Below are 15,673 nucleotides of genomic sequence, written 5' to 3' on the forward strand. Positions count from 1 at the left end.
GTGATTCATGAGAATTGTAATTGTAGGTGGCGGAATATCTGCAGCTTATCTTGCCAACCATCTAAAAAAAGCCGCACCGTACCACGATATACTCATTGTCAGCGATGAGCCCTATCCTCCCTATGACCGTATTCACCTCTGTGCACTTGTTGAGCGCTCCAAAATGCTGGATGATATCTCACTTTCTCTTGACCCTACCGTACAACTTGAACTGAAGCAGAAGATCATACATATCAATCCAAAGAAAAAACAGATCTTTTCACACAGCAGCATGTACAGTTACGACAAACTGATCATCGCAACCGGTTCACATGCCAAAGCGCCTTTTGATCTGAGCGGTATAAAGAATGCCTCAGTTTTCAGAAATGCAGATGAAGCGTTCAGGATTGCCGACCGTATCAGACACAAAGAGGTACTGCTTGTCGGTGCCGGGCCTATTGCCCTGGAACTTCTGGAGTCGTTGAACCATATTGAAGATGTAACGCATATCACACTGCTTGTCAGACACGACTACCTCTATGAGAGAACCCTCAGCAGCGAATCAGTCAAGATCATCGAATCCGCCTATCTGCAAAGCGGCAAAGTGACTATCTCCTATGAAGATGAGATCACCGATACCCTCATAGAAGGATCAGAGATCGTCAAGGTACATACCAAGAAGCATCTTTTTGATCATCCTTTTGTCATTTACGGTATCGGTATAGAACCCAATATCGACTTTGCAAAAGATGTTCTTGAGTGTGACAGAGGTATACTCACAGACCGTTTCATGCAAACCTCCGACCCCGATATCTTTGCAGTGGGAGAGTGCGCGCAGATCAGAGAGACCGGTTTTATAGCCGGTCACGTCAAAGCATGTACCCTGCAGGCAGACAGTGCTCTCTCAAAACTCTTGGAACTGGAAGCACTCCCTTTTGAAGAGGGAGTCTCAACCGATGTACTTAAAGTAGGCAGTTTCGAACTGGTTGATGTCAAAGCACCCTGCTTTGACAGGCACTTCGAAAAAGTCATTCTAAATGCGCCCCGGGAGAAAAGAGTCGATGAGTTTTACCTCGATAAAAACCGTTTAATCCGTTTCATAGGACTTAACTCAAACATGGATATCGGCTACCTGCAGGCACTGATGGAATCCAAAGAGAATGTAAACCTCGATACACTCTATGAAAGCCGGATTCCCAATGAAAAGGGTCGCCTGGTCTGCAGCTGCGAACATCTTTACCGGCAGGATCTTGTCAACATTATCACACAAAACGGTATCAGGGATTTTCATGCACTCAAAGATTTTACTCAGGCAGGCAGAGTATGCGGGAAGTGCCGCCAAAGCATCCTACAGATCATAGAAGAGTCACAGCGCCTCATAGACCCGAATATGGTCACAAAAACACCCGAAGAACAAAAAAGAGAAGTCATACTGAAAAAGGTTGAAGAACGCATTGAGAAATACAATCGGCTGCACCCGCATAATCAGCTTGACAAAACAGACCTTGAAAGTGCACTTGCGGCTATAGAGAAGGACCGGGAGACATTCAACCGGTGGATCTCCATGGTCACTGCCTCTATGCAGCTGCATCCCAGCTTTGAAAGACATGTCCAAAATGCCGTTACAGTACTGAACAAAATACCCATCATCTGGCTGGAACTCAGTGACTGTTCAGGAAACTCCGAGGCTTTCATAAAATCCACCAACCCGTCCATCGAAGATCTGATCTTCAACTATATCTCTCTGGATTATCACGAGCTGATCATGAGTGCATCTTCCGATCAGAGTGAGAGTTTGCTTGAGTCGATCATTAAAACAGAAAAAGGCAGCTATATCCTTATTGTCGAAGGAGCTGTTCCTCTCGGTATGAATGGTAAATTCCTGCGTATCGGTGCAAAAGGTGAGACCGGTCTCTCCCTCCTTCAACGCTGTGCCGAAGATGCCGCACTTATTATTGCTGTGGGAAGCTGTGCCTATGACGGCGGCGTGGTAGCGGCTGCTCCCAATCCTACAGGTGCAGCCGGTGTGAGCGAAGCACTTAGGAGAGATGATGTCATCAATATCCCGGGTTGCCCTGCCAACCCTGTCAATATCGTGGGGACCCTGCTGCACTACATGATGTTCGAAGAGTTGCCTCCGCTTGACAGCAACAACCGGCCACTTTGGGCATATGAGGGGCGTATCCACGATAATTGTGAAAGACGCGGGCACTATGAGCTGGGAGAGTTCGTCAAAGAGTGGGGAGATGAAGGTGCGAAAAAAGGGTGGTGTCTGTTCGAAATGGGATGCAAAGGACCTTATGCTTTTGCCAACTGTCCGACTATGAAATTCAATGAAAGTACCAGCTGGCCGGTACAGGCAGGTCACGGCTGTATGGCATGTACAGAAAAAAACTTCTTCGACACCTATGCCCATGAAAGAAAAATCACACCAGAAGGTGAAAAATGAAAAAGATCGTGATAGACCCGGTCACCCGTATAGAGGGACATCTCCGAGTTGAGCTGATAGTAGATGAGACAAATAACGTAGAGGAAGCTTATGTCAGCGGACAGCTCTTCCGCGGGATCGAGACCATTCTTAAAAACAGGGATCCCCGAGATGCCGGCCTGATGGCAGGACGTATCTGCGGAGTCTGCACTAACTCACATTTTCGTGCTGCTGTCAGCTGCGTTGAAGATGCCTATGCCCTTGAGGTTCCCAAAAATGCGGAGATCATCAGGGAACTGATCGCACTGGCTCTTTTTATTCAGGACCATGTGGTACATTTCTACCATCTTCAATTACTCGATTTTGTCGATGTGACAAGCGCACTCGAAGCAGACCCGGCACAAACCGTTCAAACAGCACGCAGCTATTCGGATGATCCCTTCCGCAACTCACAGGCACACTACGAAAATGTCCAAAAGAGACTTCAGGCTTTTGTCAATGCAGGCAGACTCGGGCCCTTCGCAAATGCCTACTGGGGGCATTCCGCCTACAGATTAAGCCCTGAAGAGAACCTTGTTCTGCTTTCACACTATCTTGATGCTCTCAAATTCCAGACCAGTATCTCCAAAGCTGTTGCCGTCTTCGGCGGGAAAACCCCCCACCCCCAAAGTATCGTTGTAGGCGGAGTCACCAGTGTGATGGATATGCTCAGTCCGGCCAGGGTCAATGAGTATCTCTTTACGATTAAAGAAGCAAAGGAGTTCATAGACAGAGCCTACCTCCCCGACATGAAACTGCTTGTAAACGCTTATCGTGATGAAATCAAAGCAGGGGTCGGCCGGGCAAACGGAAATTTCATCTCTGCCGGGGGATTTAACTTTAGCGGAGGCACACTCTTTGAAAGCGGTGTGATCTTTGAACATGACTTCAATACGCTCAAACCGTTCGACCCTGAAAACATCAGTGAAGGTGTGGAGAGAGCCTGGTATGAAAAGAACGATCCGCAGATACCCTGTTATACGGACCTCAACGAGGACGGCTCACTTAAAACAGAGAAGCGTACTGACAAATACAGCTGGATCAAAGCTCCACGCTACCAGGGCAAAACAATGGAATGCGGACCTCTGGCACGTCTTCTCGTCAACTATATCAAAAAGAATACCTGCATGAAACCTTATGTAGACAGATTTCTGAATGAGACAAACCTTGAACTCATCGACCTTTCAACCAGTATAGGCAGAAATGCTGCACGTGCCATTGAAACACAGTACATTGCAGAGTATCTCTTCAGGTTTATCAGTGATCTTCTTCAGAATCTTACCTATCACGATACAGATACATGGGGGAAATATGATTTTGATGCACTGCCCAAAACAGCCAGAGGAGAGGCTTTTTTTGAGGTGCCAAGAGGGCTTCTTTCACACTTTGTCAATATTAAAGAGCAAAAGATAGCCAACTATTCCGTCATCGCACCCACTACCTGGAATGCCGGACCCAAAAGCCTTGACGGAGAAAGGGGCATCTACGAAGAAGCTCTTACAGGTATCAGGATAGCAGACACAGAAAAACCGCTCGAAGCACTCAGGATCATCCGCTCATTTGATCCATGCCTCGCCTGTGCCGTACATATCATAGACCTAAAAGGCAAAGTGTTGCACCGCTACAAAATCACTTAAAACTCATCAGTGCATAACCTTTGTTCTGGTACCCGATCGTATCTATAAAACTGTTTGGAGAGACAGATACAAAAGGAAGTACCTCTTTCTTATCAATACCGTTGGCATCCAGTGACATCGCACAGGCAATGACCCTCACACCTCTTTTTTCAGCCAGCATTTTGATTCGCATCTGGGCAACAGAGAGGGATTCTGCCTCCTCATCATCTACTACAATATCTTTATAACTGCTTGCTATCATCGGAACACAACCGCCGTGAAGCGTAATGACAAAAGTAGCCTTGTCTCCTTTTGCTTCAATCATATCCATAGTCTTTCCTACCAGCCACATACGGCTCTTGATATAATCCGCATCACTCGAACTGCAGTCAAAAACAGCTTTGTACTCCTGGGCATAGGCAGTACTCCAAAAGAGTACACCTGTCAGTAAAAATCCAAACAATCTCATCTTACTGCCCAAGCCCGAATACATTGGAGAGTGTGTTGATATAGTTGAAATATCCGGTGATTGCAACTGCTTCGATGATCTCGGTATCACTCCAGCCCATCTCTTTAAGCGCATCAATATCCTCTTTTTGGATCTTGTAATTGTCTTTCCGTGATGCCCGGATACAGAAATTCAACAATGCTTTCTCTTTTTCATCTGTATCAATGGCACTGACCCCCTGCAGGATCTCTTCAATCCGCTGATCAGAGAGTCCCAGCATTTTGGCAATCCCCTTATGGACATCAACACACATCTTACAGCTGTTCTCTTTTGATATCAAAAGTGCGATCGCCTCTTTGATGTCATATGAGAGTGCCGTTTCATCCAAAAGATACCCCTGTACCATTGCATCTGTTGCAAAATAGATCTTTTCATCCACAGCAAGCAGCTTGAATATCTCTCCAAGCTTTCCTGTTTTTTCCATGATCGGTCTGGCCTTTTCCTGTATCACAGAGCTCATCTCTTCAAATTCAGGCAGGTCTATATATGCCATTGTCTACTCCTTTGATTATTTATAAAAAATGTAAAGTTCAACTTAACGTTTTAAATTATAGGGTATAATTCTTAAAAGCCTATTGAAAGAGAGCATAAATTGGAATATAAAATTTCTGAACTTGTAGCCAAAACCGATATACCAAAATCAACGATCCTTTACTATATACGGGAGGGCTTGCTGCCCAAAGCCGAAAAACTGAAATCCAATGTCCACCGCTACAGTGATGAACATCTTGAACTGCTTAAATATATCAAATATATGAAAGAGCATCTTGGCAGCAGCAATGAACAGATCAAATATGCTTTACAGAACAGAGATCAGTCTCTTTCAACCTCCTCCACCATGATAGAGCCATTGATGAATACACTCAGTGCAATCACACCGGATATGCAGCACTATACAAAAAAAGAGTTCATTGATACCTTCAATATAGATGCAAAACTGCTTGAAAGACTGTTGAAAGATGAGATCGTTGCGCCGATAAGTGACAATGACTATACGCAAAAAGAGGCTTCCATCATCAGGCTTGTAGAGCACTTTATTGACGCAGGTATCGATTATGCCGTTCTCAAATCCTACGTCTATCATGCCAAAGCACTCAGCCAGATCGAAAACATGATGCAGACCCAGCTTTGCAGTGTCAGAAACGACAACAACTTCTCTACTTTATGGAAGATCATGTTTGAAACACTCTTTAATGCAAAAGAGTATATTTTTAAACGACATACCTACAGAATGTTCCTCGAAACACTAAAAAATGAAATTTCAAACAAATCTTAGGAACTTTCCACTACAATAACGTTAAGTACAACTTAACGTTTTACCATTTTCTTTAGGATCACATCATGAAAAAAAGACTCTCTACGGCAACTCTCATACTATTGATAAGCATCAGTTTTCCTACACTCTCAACGGCGAATGCAAAGCAGGGACAGAGGATATACAAAAAGAAACTCCAGAAAAAGTGCGGTTTTTCTGCTGTACGCTTTGCACGCAATCATACCCAGGCAGAATGGGAGGATATCTATAACAGCGGCAACTTCACTGCTGAAGCACAAAAGATCTGTCCCGAAATTGACATAATGAAGATCAAGGAGAAATGGTGGAAAGAACTCTATGCTTTCTCTTTCAAATATGCCAAAGACGGTATTGAACCCAACGGATGCAATGATTAGGTCCGGCTTCCTGCCATAAGCTGTCCCAGTGCAATACCACCGTCATTTGGAGGAAAAGCATTTGGAAGCAGTGCATTGGGGAAACGATTTAAAAGCAGCTTCAACAGTACCCTGTTTTGAAAAACACCGCCGCTGCATACCAGGGGCAGATCATGATACCCTTCGTATACAACAGTGATCATCTCTATAAGTGTATTAAAGAACCTGCTCACAGCAACAGCGGTATTCTCTTCTTTCAATATTTCCCTGATCATAGGCAGCACATCTATCCTGCCCTTTTCATAGCCAAACGTATATACTCCGCTGATACTGCTGTCATACAGCTCTTCAAGCAGCATACCGCTCTCTCCTTCAAAACTCATAATATGACAGACACCAAGCAGTGAAGCAACTGCATCAAAGAGCCTTCCCATTGAAGAGCTCAGTGGTGCATTGAGCCCCTTTTCCCATGCTACATAGTAGGTTTGCAGTTCTGATCTGCCAAAGGATATCACTGTCGGATTATCCAAATTAACTGCCTCTTTACCATACTCTTCAAAGAGCAGGCTCAGGGCTACACGTCTTGGCTCCCTGATAGCTTTGGCTCCTCCCAGAAGTTTAAAATAGTTTAGATGAGCTACTCTTTCAAACCCCTCATAGTCACATACCATAAACTCCCCGCCCCATAAATTGCCGTCATCACCGTAACCGGTACCGTCAAATGCCACACCGAATACTTTGCCTCTAAGTTGTTTCTCTGCCATCACACCTAAAATATGGGCATAATGGTGCTGAACTTCTTTTACTGCTATCTGTTCACTGCCAACTGCTAACGTTTTAGCAACTTTTGTGGATTCATAATTGGGATGTTTATCGTGAATGATGATCTGTGGTTTGAAATCATAAATACGTTCCAGTGTCTCGATATTTTTTTTGTAATATTCTACCGAACCAATACTGTCCAGATCACCGATATGAGGAGAGAGGATCGCCTTGTCTTCAAAACCGATGGCAACGGTACTTTTTTGATTTGCACCCATCGCCAGAGTATGATTCTTCAGTCGGAACGGCAGTGTTATACTCGCAGGAGCATACCCTCTTGCCCGTCTGAGTATGATCTGCTGCTGCTTGACCACCATCAGTACCGAATCATCGCAGCCATTGACTATGCAACGGTTATGGTCTAATATATAATCATACACATCTTTCAGTTTTTCCAGAGAGTCTCTGTTAGTACAGATAGGCTCATCTGTCACATTGGCAGAAGTAGCAACCAAAGGACGTTTGAATCTCTCCAACAACAGTAAGTGCAAGGGTGTATAAGGTAAAAAAAGTCCAATACGAGAAATATTTGGAGCTACCTGCAGAGGCAATCCCTCGTGGTTGCCTTTTTTTCGTACCAATACAATAGGTCTCTCCTTGGAAACCAAAAGCTCCTCTTCCATCTGCGAAATAACTGCCAATTCTCCAGCCATCTTTATATCCCTCACCATTACAGCAAAAGGCTTGGTGGGTCTATGTTTACGATCTCTAAGCATTTGTACTGCCGCTTCATTAGTCGCATCACACATCAGATGATACCCGCCTACCCCTTTTACAGCTACAATCTTCCCTTCTGACAAAAGCTGTGCAGCAGTATCCACCAACGCATCACTCTTCACTCTTAACTCTTCACTTTTGTCTCGTAGAGACAAGCTGGGTCCGCACTCCCAACACCCTATCGGCTGCGCATGATAGCGTCTATCCAATGGATTGGTATATTCTGCTTCACACACTTCACACATCTCAAAGAATTTCATAGAAGTGTTCTTTCGGTCATAGGGCAGATCATAGATGATAGAATAACGAACGCCGCAATGGGTACAGGTAATAAAAGGGTAACCATAACGTCTGTTGGAGGGGTCGAACAGCTCTTCTTCACATGCCTGACAGATACTCACATCCGGTGGTATCCGTACTGTTTTTTCACCTTCATCATCGGTTGAAATAATTGTAAAGCCATCAAAAGAGTGATCTTCTGTCTGTTTGACAGTGATCGTATCAATCGAAGCAAGCGGAGGCAGCTCTTTTTGCAAAGCCTGCAGAAATATCTCTAACTGTGCAGAGGTGGCTTCAAGTGTGATCTCCACTCCCTTAGTACCGTTAAGTACCGTACCTTTCAGTGCATATTGTGTCGCAAGCTTATAGACAAACGGCCGGAACCCTACCCCCTGTACAGTCCCTTCTATCTCTATTTTATATGTTTGCATTTAAAAATGTATTGCTTAGCAATACATACCTTCACTCTTTGTTCTTCACTTATCACTCTACAAATAGAGGGCTCCATGTACTGCATTCTCCTTGCCAATAGGGAACTTTTGGTTCATCAACGGTTTATACTGTCCCAATGTTCTCTGTATTCTACCATAGAGTGACTGGTTTGCAAAAGTTTCTCCGCTAAGTACTACTGTACGTGTATCAACCTTCTCGATCAATTGTGGAATGATCTCACCTATGTAGTCACCAAACGACTCATAGATACTGTAACACATAAAGTTGTTCTCCACATCACCAAGCTGATAGCTCATGATACTTGTCAAAAAAGCATAATTGTCAAAACGATTGTCTTTGACTCTCGTATCGATCTGCAATCCTCCCTTGCCAAGGAAGCTCAGTGCCTCGGCCGAAATACCCTCCAGGCTCTCATCCTTCAATCCAAGCGTGATCGCCGTGACTTTGAAAATATCAATATCACCTTCAAGGTTGTTAAGTCTCTCCCATGTTTCGGGAAAACGTTTCTTGTAGTTGACAACCAGTCTGTCTGAGCCTTCTCTGAGAGTACCTATCTTCTCCCACAGGTTATCAGACTCAAACGGAATAGGCGGCACGGCATTGATCACTTCTTTGCCGTTGTAATAGAGGAAGTAGAGCTGTCCGTCAAAATGTGCACCTACCGCCTTCTCTCCCAGTTTGCCATGCTCAGCCAAAACAGAAAGCATCGATGCCTTCCACTGAGGGAAGCGTACTTCATTACTGTGACCGCTCTCAAACACTTCTCCTTCAAGTATACGAATCTCAGCCGTCTCTACACTCTCAAAATGATCAAAATTATCAATGATCGTAACATCACCTGCTTTTGCAGCTGCAAGACCGTATGCAATGCCTAATACTCTTTTTGGATTAGGGACAGTTACAGGGTAGACAATACGTTCACCGGAAACAAAAAGTTTTGTATCCTGATTGATAAAGAGTTTTGTATCTTTTTGGGCCCCTACAGGAAGGTCAAAGTCCACCAGAAAGTCCGCCTCTTCCTTTGCATCACACTCAATATACGCAGCATAGTCAAGACCACAGGCAAGCAGCTCTTTTGCAAAAAGCATACTCATCCCGTCGTCAGGGTACTTCACCAATACACTGCTCCCATAAAGTGCTTTGAGTTCTTCACTTTTCGTTGCAACTCTCAAAAGGGGACGCTCTATGCTTAAGAGTGCATTGAACTCCTGTTGTACCATCATCAAATGGTTATTAAGCGTGTTGGCATCTGCCATCAGCAGAATAGAGTTGGGTGGTATCTTCCCCTCCTGGGGTTTAAAGAGTTTTCTAAACCCGTGTGCTGTCTTCATTAAAACTGTTTCACCTGCAGCAACCGCTCTGGCACTCACTTCAAAAAGCTGTCTGTATGTACCCTTGTCATTGGCCGTATGTTCACTCTCTTTATCCATCATACGCAGAGGTACCCCGCAGTCAATGCAGGATATAAGCGGATAATCAAGCCTGAATGCATTCTCCTTTACCTCATTAAGACATGCTTCACAGGGTGCAAAGAATTTCATCAGAGAGTTTTCTCTCTTGTAAGGATAGTGTGTAACAAACGGATGCTGTGAACCACAGGCATTACAGGAGGTGAACGGATAGTAGTACCTTCTGCTGCTTACATCGAACATCTCCTTTTGGCAGGTTGGACAGGGAGCGATGTTCAATGGCAGGTTCTCGTCGGCGTAGTGGCTCTGCTGCGGCTTCTCTTCGGAGAAGTAGTGTTTACTCTTACCTAAGAAAAGAGAAGCCGGAAGTACTTCTTCAAGTCCAAGCAGAAAGCTCTCAAGATCTTTCTCATCACGATCTATTGCCAATATGATCTTCTGTCCGTCCTGTATCACATCCGCATCAATTCCGATACGTTTTGCATGGGCTTTCATCAAGTCGGCAACATAGGTTTTTGAAGAATTAAAGTCAAGTTCAAAGACAAAATACATACTGATCCTAAAAAATAATTTTTTATATTTACTTTACAGCCAGCTACAGGACGTATATAAAAGATAAGGAGGTATATATACTGGGTAAAAAATAATTTTATTCCTGCTCTGGCTGAAAACTAAATATCAGACAGCATAATCAAAGGTCTGTTTTGGATTGGCATAGGCTTCTATGATCTCCTCAAAACTTACTTTATCTGCTTTTTCTTTAAGAGTAACTCCCGATTTCTCCAGCTCTTTGATTGTTACATCAACAAGCTTTGGCATATGAGCGAGAACAGTCTCTGTCAATCCGTTTCGTACATCGATAATATCTTCGGGTACCATAGTGATCAACTGAACATCTCCCATATCTTCATGAAAAGAGCATATCTCTATCATCATCGTGATCTCAACCTCATTGGCGGTTTTGCATATAGGACTTTTGTTAATAATATCCTGAGCACTTTCAATAGTGATCGTTCCTACTTCACCCTCATTGGAACCTACACCAACCACAATAATCTTGTCATACTCCTGGTAATAGGTCATAAGACCAAAACCAAGAGTACCACCTTCAAGCACCAGAAGATTATCCGGTACCTGATAGTTCTCCTCGATATATTTCACCAAATAGGCCCCCAGGCCTTCATCGTGGAACATAATGTTCCCTATACCGATAAGTGCTATTTTTTCATACTTCAATTTATTTCCTTCTACTGACAAAGAGGTTACTTCTCTGTATTAACCTCTTTGTTGCCGTCTTCTCCAACCTTCATAAATTTACTTCCTCCAACAACAATGGCGATATCACCTTCCTGCCAGAAGATCGTTCTCCACACCTGGTAATAGATATGGAAAACAACCCAGAGGACAATAAACCACATAGAATAGTGATGTACGATACGTACATCCATGATCGATGCAGTAGGTCCTCCACCAAGAATCCAGCCGCTTACAGGTATTGTCCAGTCAGTAACCAGGTGAAGCATCCATGGCCACCAGGTACCGATACTGCTCTCTCCCGATGCCAAGCCATGCACATAAAGCTGAAGTCCGGTAAAGAGCATCCATGCCAACAGTGCATGGAAGATAATAAAGTATACCGAATTGAAGCTGTCACTGTGAGAGGAATCAAAACTCTTTCTTCGATTCAGCGTAACAAGGTTCAAAAATACTTCCCAGAACTCTTTTATATTCCTCTTCGTCGGAATTACCTTTAAATAGTGTTTTTCAAAACGAGAGAAGAAAAACAGATATGAAACAATGATCGATGTCACATCAAAAATAATAGCAACAATGAAATGCCCCCATCTGTTCCAGGCCATAACATACTTATCTACAGCATCATCTGCTATAAAAGTCTGGTAGTAAGGTGCTGCTATATACAGACCCGTAGCAATAGCAACAACCATCGATATGACATTTACCCAGTGAATAATCCGCATGGTAAATGTCATGCGTCTTACTCTGACTCTCTTGTGACCTAATTTATCATCATATTTTGCATCCATAAAAGACTCCTTAGAATGCACAGGTAGGATCGACTTTGTAAACAGCCAGCTCCTTACCTTTGGTATCGACCACGTGTACGGCACAGGCAATACATGGGTCGAAACTGTGTACCGTACGGATGATCTCAAGCGGCTGCTCAGGATCTGCCACTTTCGTACCGATGAGACTTCCTTCATAGGCACCTACTTCCCCGTTCGGTCCTCTTGGCCCTGCATTCCATGTTGATGGCACAACTGCCTGATAGTTCTCTACCTTTCCGTCCTTGATCTTCACCCAGTGTCCGAGTGACCCTCTCGGTGCTTCAGACAAAGCTCTACCTTTACTGTCTGCAGAGACTACATCAAAATCGAAGTCTGTCCAGGTGCTGAGATCTCCGCTCGCAGCATTTTTTGCCAATTCGTCAACCCACTCCAACATGACATCAGCCATCAGCTCAGTCTCGATCGCACGTGCTGCCGTTCTACCTACTGTTGAGAATAACACTGTAATAGGCAGGTTCGCACGTTTGAGGAAGTTTCCTACATACTTCTGTATACGTTCGTCACCTTTCACATAACCGACAACCATACGTGCAAGTGGGCCGACTTCTACTTTTTTACCATCATAAAGAGGAGATTTTATCCATGAATACTTCTCATCGGTTTTAAGATATTTGTATCCGTCTTCACCCTCTTTGAGTCCCGTGTATTTAGGGATAGTTGTTCCCTCATACGGATGTTCAGGTGCACCTGTACCCTCATACCATGAGTGTGTTACATCTTCTGTGATCTTTGTTTCATCAAGATCGAATGCTTTTGAAATGTCACCATCAAGTACGACTCCTGACGGGAAGAGAAGCGCAGAGTTGTAGAACCCGGTATCATCCAGCCTGAAATCTCCATAACTCATATAGCTGAGGATCCCCCCACCGGTACCACCGACACCTTTGAAAGTTGCATCCTTATCAGTTGCTTCATCTGCATACATTGTTCCTGCCATATAGATATCCGGAAGATAGGCACGCTTAATAAACTCTGTAGAGTCCTGAAGCAGCTGCTTGAAGAGTCCGATACGTGCAGGGTTCTGAATATCCTGAACACATGTTACTCCACCAACAACGATACTCTGCGGATGCGGGTTCTTACCACCAAAGATCGCCTGCATTTTTGCCATGTCTCTCTGGATATCAAGTGCTTTAAGATAGTGCGCTACCCCAATGAGGTTCTGCTCCGGTGTCAACTTATAGTGCGGGTTGCCCCAGTAACCGTTACCAAAAATACCCAGTCGCCCCTCTTTCACAAACTTGATGATACGGTCCTGGATCACTTTAAACTCGGCAGGATCAGAGGTATAAGGTGCTACACCGGCAACTTTCGCCCATTTAGCTGCTTCAGCCGCTGTAGCAGCAGGATCAGCCTTGGTAGCAGCCACGACATCAACAAAATCGAGTGCATGCAGATGATAGAAGTGTACCAGGTGATCATGTACATAAAGAGACCCCTGAATTAGATTTCGTACCAGTCTTGCATTCTTGGGGATTGTAATATTAAATGCATCCTCAACCGCCTCAATACTTCTTTGGTAGTGTGTACCTGTACAGACACCGCAGATACGCATTGCCATCAGACCGCAGTCTCTTGGGTCTCTGCCTTTCAGGATTGTCTCGATTCCTCTAAACATTGTTGAAGACGAGAAAGCATCAACAATCTTGTTATTGCTGTCTATCACAGCTTCGATTCTAAGGTGCCCTTCGATCCTTGTAATAGGGTCCACAATAATATGCTTGTTTCCATTGGCATCGGTTTTGTGAAAACCATGTTCTTCTGCTGTTTCTGTCATTGCAGTTCCGCCTCCTGTTACCTGGGCTTCTGCTTGTTCATTTAATACTGGCATTAGTACTGTCCTCCTTCTGCTTTTTTACCTGCTACCGCACTTGCTGCTGCATGAATACCGATTCCGATACTTGCAGCTGTCAATAATCCCAAACCAAACTCATCTACTGTTTTTTCAACACCGCCTGTCGGCGCTTTGATATGGGCATTAGCCATTGGTCTCTCATAGGCATATTTATCCCAAAAGTCCGGCTCAGAACATCCAATACATCCGCGTCCTACTCCAATAGGCCAGTTAACACCTTCGTTATAGCGTATAATCGAACAGTTATTGAAGGTCATTGGTCCTTTACATCCCATTTTATAAAGACAGAAGTTGTTCTTCGCACCTTCATCTCCCCACTCTTCAACAAATTCTCCGGCATCAAAGTGGGCTCTTCTTTCACAGTTATCATGAATACGGTAACCAAATGCAAATTTCGGTCTGAGAAGAGAATCCAGTTCAGGAATAGTTCCTGTCAAGACAAAGTGCAGGAGTACTCCAACCATGTTGGAGGGGTTGGCCGGACAGGCAGGAATGTTGATCACCGGTTTGCCTTTTATAACATCCATTACCCCTACCGCATCCGTAGGATTCGGTGCAGCTGCCGGAATACCGCCATAGGTAGCACATGATCCAACCGCTACAACTGCAGCTGCTCCGGATGCAGCTCTTAAAAGATGTTCATGGAATGTTTCTGCTTTTGCACCGATCGTTCCATACTGACCATCCATCCCCATAGGAATAGAGCCTTCGACAAAAAGAAGATACTTGCCGTGAAAGTGCTCCATAGCTTCATCCATCTGTTTTTCAGCCTGATGTCCTGAGGCAGCCTGCAGTGTCTCATGGAATTCAAGTGAAATAATATCCAGGATGATCTCATCGATCTGAGGTCCGTCAGAACGCAGTAACGCTTCTGAGTTACCTGCACAATCCTGCAGTTCTACCCATATTACCGGTACACGATTCATCAAAACAGCCGCTTCTGCAACAAGTGGTGTAAAAGAAGCCGGCAGCATCATCATCGCAGTCGTAGCAGATGCCCATTTAAGGAAATCTCTCCTCTCAAGACCTTGCTCTTCAATGCTTTTGGTAAAATCCATACGATTGTTAAGAGGTTCAAGTTTCCTCAAATCTTCAATCCGCTTTTGACATTGTATATACAGTTCATCGTAGAAAGCATCACCTTTATTGGTGTCCACTTTTGCACTTTCAGCGGTAAACAGTTTTTTTACGGACTCTTCTTTATCTATACTCATGGTTCAGTCTCCTTTTAGATTTCAATACACCTTAAAAATAAAATAAAATAAAGTGAATTGGTATTCAATATACTAAGAAAAATCAACTTAAATAAACATTAATTTTTCTTAAATTTCACATTATCTAATACCAATTTTATAAATTTAATACATATTTAAAATCAAAATTATTTATTATATAACATATACTGTACAAATATTATATAGTGTTGCAAAAGTTATAGAATAGTTATCAGATGAAGCGTAAGGGATACAATATCACGTACTGAGAATAAATAGACGGATATTATAATGGAGTGTTCTTTTAAGACTCACCGCAGCGTATAATATCAAAAAAAATCTCTACGGCTGTCAGCCTCTTTTTCTCAGTGAAAATATTTTAGGAATAAGTAAAAAAGTGTGTTCTATGGTAGCAGTGTTGTGAAGAGTATCTATTGTATGTAGGTGGAGTGTATCATTCAGCATCTCTCAAAAAGTATTTGAATACCTCTCTGACGTTGCAGCTTTGCCCTCCTATACTGTTGTCAGAGCATACTTGAGATCATAATAAACGACAGTTTCATACTGAAAAGATCTGAAGTCATTTCTTGAACCATATCGTATCTGTTTACTACATT

General features: G+C 43.6%; 12 protein-coding genes. 4 read left to right on the forward strand and 8 right to left on the reverse strand.

Annotated elements, in window-relative coordinates; all coding sequences use genetic code 11:
- Nucleotides 1-7 precede the first annotated feature (7 nt).
- Nucleotides 8-2,428, forward strand: a complete 2,421-nt coding sequence (locus IMZ28_RS06630) for a hydrogenase small subunit (protein WP_197547810.1) — start codon at nucleotides 8-10, stop codon at nucleotides 2,426-2,428.
- Nucleotides 2,425-4,083, forward strand: coding sequence for a nickel-dependent hydrogenase large subunit (locus tag IMZ28_RS06635; RefSeq protein WP_197547811.1), 1,659 nt, complete (start codon nucleotides 2,425-2,427; stop codon nucleotides 4,081-4,083). The genes IMZ28_RS06630 and IMZ28_RS06635 overlap by 4 nt, the downstream gene beginning before the upstream one ends.
- Here IMZ28_RS06635 and IMZ28_RS06640 read toward each other — a convergent pair.
- Together IMZ28_RS06640 and IMZ28_RS06645 are read right to left on the reverse strand one after the other, a co-directional pair.
- On the reverse strand, nucleotides 4,076-4,531 hold the full coding sequence (locus IMZ28_RS06640) for a DsrE family protein (RefSeq protein ID WP_197547812.1): 456 nt from the start codon (nucleotides 4,529-4,531) through the stop codon (nucleotides 4,076-4,078). The genes IMZ28_RS06635 and IMZ28_RS06640 overlap by 8 nt on opposite strands.
- A gap of 1 nt (nucleotide 4,532) precedes the next feature.
- Nucleotides 4,533-5,063 (reverse strand): carboxymuconolactone decarboxylase family protein, encoded by a 531-nt coding sequence (locus IMZ28_RS06645; RefSeq protein ID WP_197547813.1) that lies wholly within the window; start codon nucleotides 5,061-5,063, stop codon nucleotides 4,533-4,535.
- A 99-nt stretch (nucleotides 5,064-5,162) separates the two neighbouring features.
- Here IMZ28_RS06645 and IMZ28_RS06650 point away from each other — a divergent pair, with 99 nt between their 5' ends.
- Nucleotides 5,163-5,846: a MerR family transcriptional regulator gene (locus IMZ28_RS06650; RefSeq protein WP_197547814.1), complete on the forward strand. Its 684-nt coding sequence runs from the start codon at nucleotides 5,163-5,165 to the stop codon at nucleotides 5,844-5,846.
- 65 nt (nucleotides 5,847-5,911) lie between these two features.
- Nucleotides 5,912-6,241, forward strand: a complete 330-nt coding sequence (locus IMZ28_RS06655) for a hypothetical protein (RefSeq protein WP_197547815.1) — start codon at nucleotides 5,912-5,914, stop codon at nucleotides 6,239-6,241.
- Here the strand turns inward: IMZ28_RS06655 and hypF are convergent.
- The 6 genes from hypF to IMZ28_RS06685 form a co-directional block, all read right to left on the reverse strand.
- Nucleotides 6,238-8,469, reverse strand: a complete 2,232-nt coding sequence (gene hypF, locus IMZ28_RS06660) for a carbamoyltransferase HypF (protein ID WP_197547816.1) — start codon at nucleotides 8,467-8,469, stop codon at nucleotides 6,238-6,240. The genes IMZ28_RS06655 and hypF overlap by 4 nt on opposite strands.
- Nucleotides 8,470-8,526: 57 nt before the next feature.
- Nucleotides 8,527-10,452, reverse strand: a complete 1,926-nt coding sequence (locus tag IMZ28_RS06665; RefSeq protein ID WP_197547817.1) for a carbamoyltransferase HypF — start codon at nucleotides 10,450-10,452, stop codon at nucleotides 8,527-8,529.
- Between the two features lie 126 nt (nucleotides 10,453-10,578).
- The gene (locus IMZ28_RS06670) at nucleotides 10,579-11,136 is read right to left on the reverse strand and encodes a hydrogenase maturation protease (protein WP_197547818.1); all 558 of its coding nucleotides are present in this window, start codon (nucleotides 11,134-11,136) and stop codon (nucleotides 10,579-10,581) included.
- Between the two features lie 26 nt (nucleotides 11,137-11,162).
- Entirely contained in the window at nucleotides 11,163-11,945 is a 783-nt protein-coding gene (locus IMZ28_RS06675) for a cytochrome b/b6 domain-containing protein (protein ID WP_232087431.1), read from the reverse strand.
- 10 nt (nucleotides 11,946-11,955) lie between these two features.
- Complete coding sequence (locus IMZ28_RS06680; protein WP_197549814.1) at nucleotides 11,956-13,764, reverse strand: nickel-dependent hydrogenase large subunit; 1,809 nt, start codon at nucleotides 13,762-13,764, stop codon at nucleotides 11,956-11,958.
- A 53-nt stretch (nucleotides 13,765-13,817) separates the two neighbouring features.
- A complete protein-coding gene (locus IMZ28_RS06685; RefSeq protein ID WP_197547819.1) occupies nucleotides 13,818-15,056 on the reverse strand; it encodes a hydrogenase small subunit in 1,239 nt (412 codons plus the stop codon).
- Nucleotides 15,057-15,673: the final 617 nt, after the last annotated feature.

The organism is Sulfurovum indicum (assembly GCF_014931715.1).
Lineage (GTDB): Bacteria > Campylobacterota > Campylobacteria > Campylobacterales > Sulfurovaceae > Sulfurovum > Sulfurovum indicum.

Coding starts and splice junctions, on each gene's coding strand:
- IMZ28_RS06630 (WP_197547810.1), top strand. CDS start 8: ATGAGAATTGTAATTGTAGGTGGCGGAATATCTGCAGCTTATCTTGCC.
- IMZ28_RS06635 (WP_197547811.1), top strand. CDS start 2,425: ATGAAAAAGATCGTGATAGACCCGGTCACCCGTATAGAGGGACATCTC.
- IMZ28_RS06640 (WP_197547812.1), bottom strand. CDS start 4,531: ATGAGATTGTTTGGATTTTTACTGACAGGTGTACTCTTTTGGAGTACT.
- IMZ28_RS06645 (WP_197547813.1), bottom strand. CDS start 5,063: ATGGCATATATAGACCTGCCTGAATTTGAAGAGATGAGCTCTGTGATA.
- IMZ28_RS06655 (WP_197547815.1), top strand. CDS start 5,912: ATGAAAAAAAGACTCTCTACGGCAACTCTCATACTATTGATAAGCATC.
- hypF (WP_197547816.1), bottom strand. CDS start 8,469: ATGCAAACATATAAAATAGAGATAGAAGGGACTGTACAGGGGGTAGGG.
- IMZ28_RS06665 (WP_197547817.1), bottom strand. CDS start 10,452: ATGTATTTTGTCTTTGAACTTGACTTTAATTCTTCAAAAACCTATGTT.
- IMZ28_RS06675 (WP_232087431.1), bottom strand. CDS start 11,945: ATGGATGCAAAATATGATGATAAATTAGGTCACAAGAGAGTCAGAGTA.
- IMZ28_RS06680 (WP_197549814.1), bottom strand. CDS start 13,764: ATGACAGAAACAGCAGAAGAACATGGTTTTCACAAAACCGATGCCAAT.
- IMZ28_RS06685 (WP_197547819.1), bottom strand. CDS start 15,056: ATGAGTATAGATAAAGAAGAGTCCGTAAAAAAACTGTTTACCGCTGAA.